The sequence below is a fragment of the Pirellulales bacterium genome (assembly GCA_019694435.1).
Lineage (GTDB): Bacteria > Planctomycetota > Planctomycetia > Pirellulales > JAEUIK01 > JAIBBZ01.
Genome location: JAIBBZ010000072.1, coordinates 1 through 7229, shown reverse-complemented (window position 1 = coordinate 7229; position 7229 = coordinate 1). Strand labels below are relative to the sequence as shown.

7 protein-coding genes are annotated in these 7229 nt (G+C 64.8%); 5 read left to right on the top strand and 2 right to left on the bottom strand.

Features of this window, described 5'->3' with window-relative positions; genetic code table 11:
• Together K1X74_23195 and K1X74_23190 are read left to right on the top strand one after the other, a co-directional pair.
• A partial coding sequence (locus K1X74_23195) for a DUF1501 domain-containing protein (GenBank protein ID MBX7169258.1) occupies window positions 1-1021 on the top strand: 1021 nt, incomplete at its 5' end.
• A 286-nt stretch (window positions 1022-1307) separates the two neighbouring features.
• On the top strand, window positions 1308-1991 hold the full coding sequence (locus K1X74_23190; GenBank protein MBX7169257.1) for a hypothetical protein: 684 nt from the start codon (window positions 1308-1310) through the stop codon (window positions 1989-1991).
• Window positions 1992-2266: 275 nt separating this feature from the next.
• Here K1X74_23190 and K1X74_23185 read toward each other — a convergent pair whose 3' ends face one another.
• Window positions 2267-3166: a DUF1559 domain-containing protein gene (locus K1X74_23185; protein ID MBX7169256.1), complete on the bottom strand. Its 900-nt coding sequence runs from the start codon at window positions 3164-3166 to the stop codon at window positions 2267-2269.
• A gap of 222 nt (window positions 3167-3388) precedes the next feature.
• Between K1X74_23185 and K1X74_23180 the strand changes: the two genes are divergently transcribed.
• Window positions 3389-4960, top strand: coding sequence for an FGGY-family carbohydrate kinase (locus tag K1X74_23180; GenBank protein MBX7169255.1), 1572 nt, complete (start codon window positions 3389-3391; stop codon window positions 4958-4960).
• Window positions 4961-5001: 41 nt separating this feature from the next.
• Window positions 5002-6432, top strand: coding sequence for an aminotransferase class V-fold PLP-dependent enzyme (locus tag K1X74_23175; GenBank protein MBX7169254.1), 1431 nt, complete (start codon window positions 5002-5004; stop codon window positions 6430-6432).
• Between the two features lie 57 nt (window positions 6433-6489).
• Here K1X74_23175 and K1X74_23170 read toward each other — a convergent pair whose 3' ends face one another.
• Window positions 6490-6654, bottom strand: coding sequence for a rubredoxin (locus tag K1X74_23170; protein MBX7169253.1), 165 nt, complete (start codon window positions 6652-6654; stop codon window positions 6490-6492).
• A 133-nt stretch (window positions 6655-6787) separates the two neighbouring features.
• Here K1X74_23170 and K1X74_23165 point away from each other — a divergent pair.
• A partial coding sequence (locus K1X74_23165) for a hypothetical protein (GenBank protein MBX7169252.1) occupies window positions 6788-7229 on the top strand: 442 nt, incomplete at its 3' end.

Genomic DNA, 7229 nt, shown 5'->3' with positions numbered 1-7229 from the left:
CTGCGCCGACGACATGTGCATCGTCCGGTCGTTGTCGACCGAGGCGATCAACCACGATCCTGCGCACACGTTCATGAACACCGGCGCGATGCTCGCGGGCCGGCCGGCGATGGGCTCGTGGCTGCTCTACGGGCTCGGCGCCGACGGCCAGGACCTGCCCGGCTTTGTCGTGATGGTGTCTACCGGCGGCTATGGTCAGAAACAGCCCATCGCGGCCCGGCAATGGCACTCGGGCTTCTTGCCCGGCAAGTTCCAGGGCGTCGAGTTCCGCGCGACGGGCGACCCGGTGCTCTATGTGCGCAACCCGCCGGGCGTGGCCCGGCAGCAGCAGCGCGACGTGGTCGACGCGGTGCAGTCGCTCAACGCGCTCGAGCAACAGCGAGTCGCCGATCCGGAGATCGCCACGCGCATCAGCCAGTACGAGCTCGCGTTTCGCATGCAGGCCAGCGTGCCCGAGCTGATGGACCTGAGCAACGAGCCGGCGCACGTGCTCGACATGTACGGCACCCGCGGCGGCGACGGCTCGTTTGCCTCGAACTGCCTGCTGGCCCGCCGCCTGGCCGAGCGCGGCGTACGGTTCATCCAGCTCTACCACCGCGACTGGGACCATCACCAGTCCGTGAAGCACAACATCCAGGGGACCGTCGGCGAGGTCGATCGCGGGGCCGCGGCCTTGCTGACCGACCTCAAGCAACGGGGTTTGCTCGACGACACGATCGTCGTCTTCGGCTCGGAGTTCGGCCGCACGCCCATGGCCCAGGGCGACGGTCGCGACCATCACCTGGCCGGGTTCACGATGTGGCTGGCCGGCGGCGGCGTGCGGGGTGGCCTCAGCTATGGTAACACCGACGAGCTCGGGTACCACGCCGTCGAAAACCGCGTGTCGGTGCACGACCTGCATGCCACGATCCTGCACCTGCTGGGCATCGATCATGCCCGCTTCACGTACAAGTATCAGGGCCTCGACAATCGCCTGACCGGCGTCGAACCCGCCCGCGTCGTGTCGGAAATCCTGGCTTAGCGCTCTTGTAACGGGTGCCGCCGGTCGTGCTTCGCCCCAAACCCGCGGCCAGCTTCGTCCGCCAGCGGTTCGCGCGCCACACGCCAGGATGGCAACTCGAAACGGTCTGTCGTATGCTCAAGCGGCAGCCGGGTTCGAAACTACGGGCTCGACGTGATCGCGCGCAGAACCGCGAACTCCGCCTGCGGGCGATCGCGCAGAACGTGATGATGCTCAATCGGAGCGGGGTATTCTCTCGAGCGCTTCTGACACCTTTTATTCCTCCTTCTTCTCCGGTGGTATATGGGTGGAAGCCGAACTTGGTCGCCAGATTGCGTGTCGTTATTGCCTCGGACATATGAATTTGCTCCGGAACGGCGATGCATTTGCCCGACGGCAGGTAGCCTTGATGAGGGGGACGAATATGCCAGGTTGGCTTGGCGGCGCAGCGCTTGATGGCGGCTTAAGGCTGCCGCGAGAGGACCAATGGAAGGCTCAGAGGGACCGCGTAGGGAGATGGTATTCCCGAGTCGCCAGAATCAGGGTCAAAGCTCAGACGATTGGGCTGGACGCCTTCGATATCGATGACCTCATCACCTATTTCCAGAATTGCTATTATCTGAGGGACTGGCTCTCAGTTTCGCGACCAGACCTGAAAAACCCCGTCGATAAACTATTTGAAAATCATTTCGAACTGAGGGCGTGTCGCGATGTGTGCAACGGCTTCAAGCACAAGTCGCTCAAGCGGCCATCTGTTGATTCTGATTTCAACCTGTATCGGGTGTATGACCATCGAGTCCCCGAGTCCGGCGCTGCTGCCGCGGCGATCGGTTACCGTCTTGCTTTTTCGGATGGCGACGATGTACGAGAGTATGACATCTTTGAGTTTGCCGACGTCTGTCATAAGCTTTGGAATGACTTCATCGACTTGCCAAAACATAAATTAATTGTGGAATCCACCCGAATTGTTGAGGCGCAAAGGCTCCTTTAGTTTGTCATCTGCTCCCCCCCGCCGAACTTGAAGCGCGAGCAGAGAAGGTTCCAAGTACCCTTGTTGGCGTCGATGCGGTAGGGTGGCCGGTCGTGCGGCAAGTGGCGCCGTGTGTGGGCCTTGCGAGCCATGTGCGAGATGGCATCGACGTTCTTACGGCGACAACCAATCGCCGGATGGTCGTTCGGCTGGGAGTTCCGGCTCAGGCGGAATAGGTCAACGGCACCCGCGGCAAGTCGCCAAAACCATCTGTTGGACTCGCTTGAGACGCGCCTTCAGCGTTGCTCGAGCACTTCGCTGCCCGCGCGCGTGCTGAGCGCTTGGTAGAGCTGAAAATCGATCGATTCGGCGATCACGTGGACCGAACCGTCGCAGTAGAGGAAGTTCGCGTAGCCGACGTGCGGCGCGGACACGTCGCGATCGTCCGACGCCGGATCGTTCGGCGGGTGGCCAGTTTGAAACAACACCATGTGGCCGTGGTCGTCGCCGGGGTCCTCGATTTCGCGCACCGCGCCGGCCCAGGTCGTTTCGTAGGTGAAATGATTGCCGTGCGCCGCCCCGTTGCGGAACGGTCCATTTTCGCGTTCGCCCACCGCCAGGGTGTGTGAGCTGCCGTCCAAGAGATCGGCAAATCGCGTGGAGCTGTTGCGGCTGAACGCGCCGTCGCGTTTTTCCTGCGTCTCGTCCAGGTCGGGCGGGCCGAACGAGGCGACATAGCTGGCCATCGCGTAGCGCTCGTCGCCCATCTTGATCTGGCCGTAGTCCGACACGCGATCGAGCGGACAGAGGAAAATCTCGACGCGCCGTTCGCGCACCTCGCGATTCGCGTCGTCCCAGAGCGGCTTGTCCCAGTGGAATTCGCCGTGGACGGCCGCCTGTTCGAGATAGGGCAAGCACAAGGCTCCCCAGCCAAAGCCCGCGGCGTTGCCGCGCTCGTCCGGGCGGTACAAATAGCCGGGCGGGAACGAACCTTGGGCCTGGTGATAATGGTGCAGCGCGAGCCCGAGCTGCTTGAGGTGATCGGTGCACGTCATGCGCGACGCGGCCGAGCGCGCGGATTGCACGGCCGGCAGCAGCAGCGCGATCAACACGCCGATCACGGCGATCACCACGAGGACCTCGATCAACGTCAACGCGCCGCGCTGTGCGAGACAACGCCGTGAAGTGGCTGGCATGCGAATTCTCGATGGTGCTGGGTGCGATCTGCCCGCCGGCAGCCCCGGTGTCGGGCAGGCGCGCGGCGGTGCTCCATTATTGACGACGCGAACCGCGGGGTCGATACTCGCGACGGGCCGCCGCCGCGGACGGCGTGCAAATTCCTGCAAGTCCGCCGGGCGCCTGCTAGAATCCGACTGCGTTTTACTCGCTTCGTGATCGTCGGTTTTCCGCTTGCGCGCGTGTCCAACTCCGAGCAATACGTTCTGGCCTTCGATCTGGGAAGCGGCGGGCCAAAAGTGGCGCTCGTCTCGACCGCCGGCGAAGTCGTGGCGCATGCCAAGCGCCGGGTCGAAACCTATCTGCTGCCCGCCGGCGGTGCCGAGCAGGACCCCGAGGAGTGGTGGCAGTCGATTGTTGGCGCCGCGCGCGAAGTGCTGGCGCTGCGCCTGGTGCCGGTCGAGCAGATCGTGGCCATCTGTGGTACGGCACAATGGGCGGTGACGGTGCCCATCGATCGCGAGGGCCGCGTGCTGCACCGCGCCGTGCACTGGCTCGACAGCCGCGGCGCGCCCTATTCGCGCCAGGTGACCGACGGCTGGCCCAAGATCTCCGGCTACGGTCTGGCGCGCCTGCTCGGCTGGCTGCGCTACACGGGCGGTGCGCCGACGCACTCGGGCGCAGACGCCTTGGCCCATATCCTGTATCTGAAGCACGGCTGCCCCGACGTGTGGGCCGCGACCGACAAGCTGCTCGAACCGGTCGACTACATCAACCTGCGATTGACCGGCCGCGCGGTCGCTTCGCGCGGTACGGTGTTTCCCTATTTCCTGACCGACAACCGCCGCAACCTGGAAATCGACTACGCGCCGCGGCTGCTCGAGTGGACGGGCATCGAGCGCGCCAAACTGCCCGATCTGCAGCCGGTCGATGCGGTGCTCGGACCGATTCTGCCGGCGGTCGCCGAGGAACTGGGGCTCGGCCGGCACGTGCAAGTCGTGGCCGGCTCGTGCGACAGCCAGGTCGCCATCCTGGGCTCCGGCGCCGTGGCCGACTTCGAGCCGCACCTGTGCATCGGCACCTCGTCGTGGCTCACCTGTCACGTGCCGTTCAAGAAGACCGATTTGTTCCGCTACCTGGCGACGATGCCCTCGGCAGTGCCGGGCAAGAACATGGTCGTGGCCGAGCTGGGGGCCTCGGGCAAGTGTCTCGAAGCGGTCGCCGAGCGCTGGTTCTTGGCGCACCATCCGCCCGGCAGTGACGAGGCCTATGCCGAGCTGGTGCGCCTGGCCGAGTCCGCGCCGCCCGGGTGCGACGGCATGATCTTCTTGCCCTGGCTCAACGGGGCGGGCCCACCGACGGGCGATGCGCATGCCCGCGGAGGTTTCTTCAACCAGTCGCTGCACGCCGGTCGCGGCCATGCCTGTCGGGCAGTGCTCGAGGGCGTCGCCGGCAATCTCCGCTGGCTGCTCGATAACGTCGAGACGTTCCTGGGCCGCAAGATCGAGCGGTTGCATTTCATCGGCGGCGGCGCCCGGCTCGAGTTGTGGTGCCAGATCTTGGCCGACGTGCTCGATCGGCCCATCGCCCAGGTGGCCGAGCCCCACCTGGCCATCGTCCGCGGGGCGGCGTTGGCCGCCTGGCTGGCCCTGGGGCGCCTCCAGCTCGAGGAAATTCCGGCCAAGGTCCGGGTCGAAATGACCTTTACCCCTCGACCCGAGCATCGGGCCGCCTACGATCAGATGTTCCGCACCCTGGTCGATTGCTTCCAAACGAACAAACGCCTGTTCGCCCGGCTGAACAGCCGCGGCTGAGCCGCTGACCGGTTTCGCAAATCTTTCAGGAACATCCTGCCATGGCCTTCGATCTGTCTGCTGGATTCGACCTGCTCGCTCCAATCGATCGGATGATGCACCCCTACCGTGAAGAATTCCCGGCGCGGGCAGCGCTGCCGGCCGAGGGCCAGTCGCGCGAGGCGATCCTGGCCTTGCTCGAAACGCTGCGGCAGCGCGAAGAGTCCCGCTGGAAGGACGGCTTCGCGTCGGGCTCGGTGTACCACGGCGATGCGGCCCACTACGAGTTTCTCAATCGCGTCTATGCCCTGCATTCGCAGGTCAATCAGTTGCACTCCGATCTGTGGCCCAGCGCCGCCAAGTTCGAAGCCGAGATCGTCGCCATGACGGCCAACCTGCTCGGCGCGGCCGCCGCGGGTGCCGAGGTCGGTACCGAGCAGGGCATCTGCGGCTCGGTCAGCTCGGGCGGCTCGGAAAGCATTCTGCTGGCCATGAAGACCTGCCGCGATTGGGCCCGCGATAAGCGCGGCATCACCGCGCCGGAAATCATCGCGCCCGTTTCGGCGCATGCGGCGTTTCACAAGGCGTCGCAATATTTCAACATCGAGCTGAAGCTCGCGCCGCTCACGGCGGACTACCGCGCCGATCTCGATGCCACGCGCGCCGCGATCACGCCGAACACGATCGCCCTGATCGGTTCGGCCGTGAATTTTCCCTACGGCACGCTGGACCCGATCGCCGAGCTCGGCGAGCTGGCCCAGCAGCACAACCTGCTGTTGCATGTCGATAGCTGCCTGGGCGGCTACTTCTTGCCGTTCGTCGAAAAGCTGGGACGCGAAGTGCCGCTGTTCGATTTCCGCGTGCCCGGCGTGACGAGCATGTCGTGCGACACGCACAAATACGGCTATGCGCCCAAGGGCTCGTCGGTCGTCTTGTACCGCGGGCAGGAACTGCGCCGGTATCAATACTTCACGATGTCCGACTGGCCGGGCGGGTTGTACTACTCGCCGACCTTTTCCGGCAGCCGGCCGGGCGGATTGAGCGCGGCGTGTTGGGCGGCCTTGATGACCATGGGCGAAAGCGGCTATCTCGAGGCGACCCGGCAGATCCTCGCCGCGGTCGACCAGGTGAAGCAGGGGGTCGAGTCGATTCCCGAATTGCGGCTGATGGGCCGCACCTGGGGCGTGTTTGCCTTCACGTCGGACGAGCTCGACATGTACCAGGTGCTCGACCAGATGACCGCGCGCCACTGGTCGCTCACCGGGTTGCAGCACCCGGCCGGCATCCACGTCAGTCCCACGCTGCGGACCGCGCAGCCCGGCGTCGCCGAGCGGTTCGTGCGCGACCTGCGCGAGTCGGTCGAGGCGGTGAAGGCCAATCCGAATTCGATGGAAGGGATGGCCCCCATCTACGGCATGGCCGCCTCGATTCCCGATCGCACATTTGTCCACGACATGCTCAAACAGGTCATGGACGTCTACTACCGGCTTTAACCGGCAGAGGCACGCTGCTACCCGCCGGCCGGCACTGCTGCGCACCGGCGCCCGGCTCTAGGCCTCGAGCGGCGTAAAGTCGCTCTTCTTGGCACCGCAGATCGGGCAGACCCAATCGTCGGGAATCGCTTCGAACGGGGTCCCCGGGGCGATCCCCCCGTCGACGTCCCCTTCGGCGGGGTCATAGACGAATCCACAGGCCTCGCAAACCCATTTCTGCATAGAACTTCCGGCGTTCACAGTCGCAACTCCTTAGGGCTAATTGGACATAGTGTCTAGTCTGCTGGTATAAGTGGGCGTAGCCGGGCTGCTGATCCGTACCTTGTTTAGTCCTTTGTTCGACGGAAAAACCCCGATGAGCACTGTCGAAGACGTTGCCCTGGCCGAGATCGATCTCGCCGACTTGTCGCTTTGGGCCGGCGGGCCTCCTTATGCCGTGTTTGCCCGCTTGCGTCAGGAAACGCCCGTTCATTGGAGCGCCCTGGCGAACCGACCCAACGAAGCCGGCTTCTGGTCGATCACCCGGGCCGCCGACATCAAGGCGATCAGCCTGGACTGGCAGACGTTTTCCTCCGAGCGCGGCGGCGTGCTGATGTTGGACGATATCGGCATTCCTGTGGAAGTACAGCGGCAACAGATGATCTCGATGGACCCGCCGCGCCACGACCGGGTCAAGGCGCTGTTCCAAAAGGCGTTTACACCCAAGCGGATTGCCGAGCAAGAACCGCTGATCCGCGACGCCACGCGCGCGGCGCTGGGCCGAATCGCCCCGCGCGGCCATGGCGACCTGGTGCGCG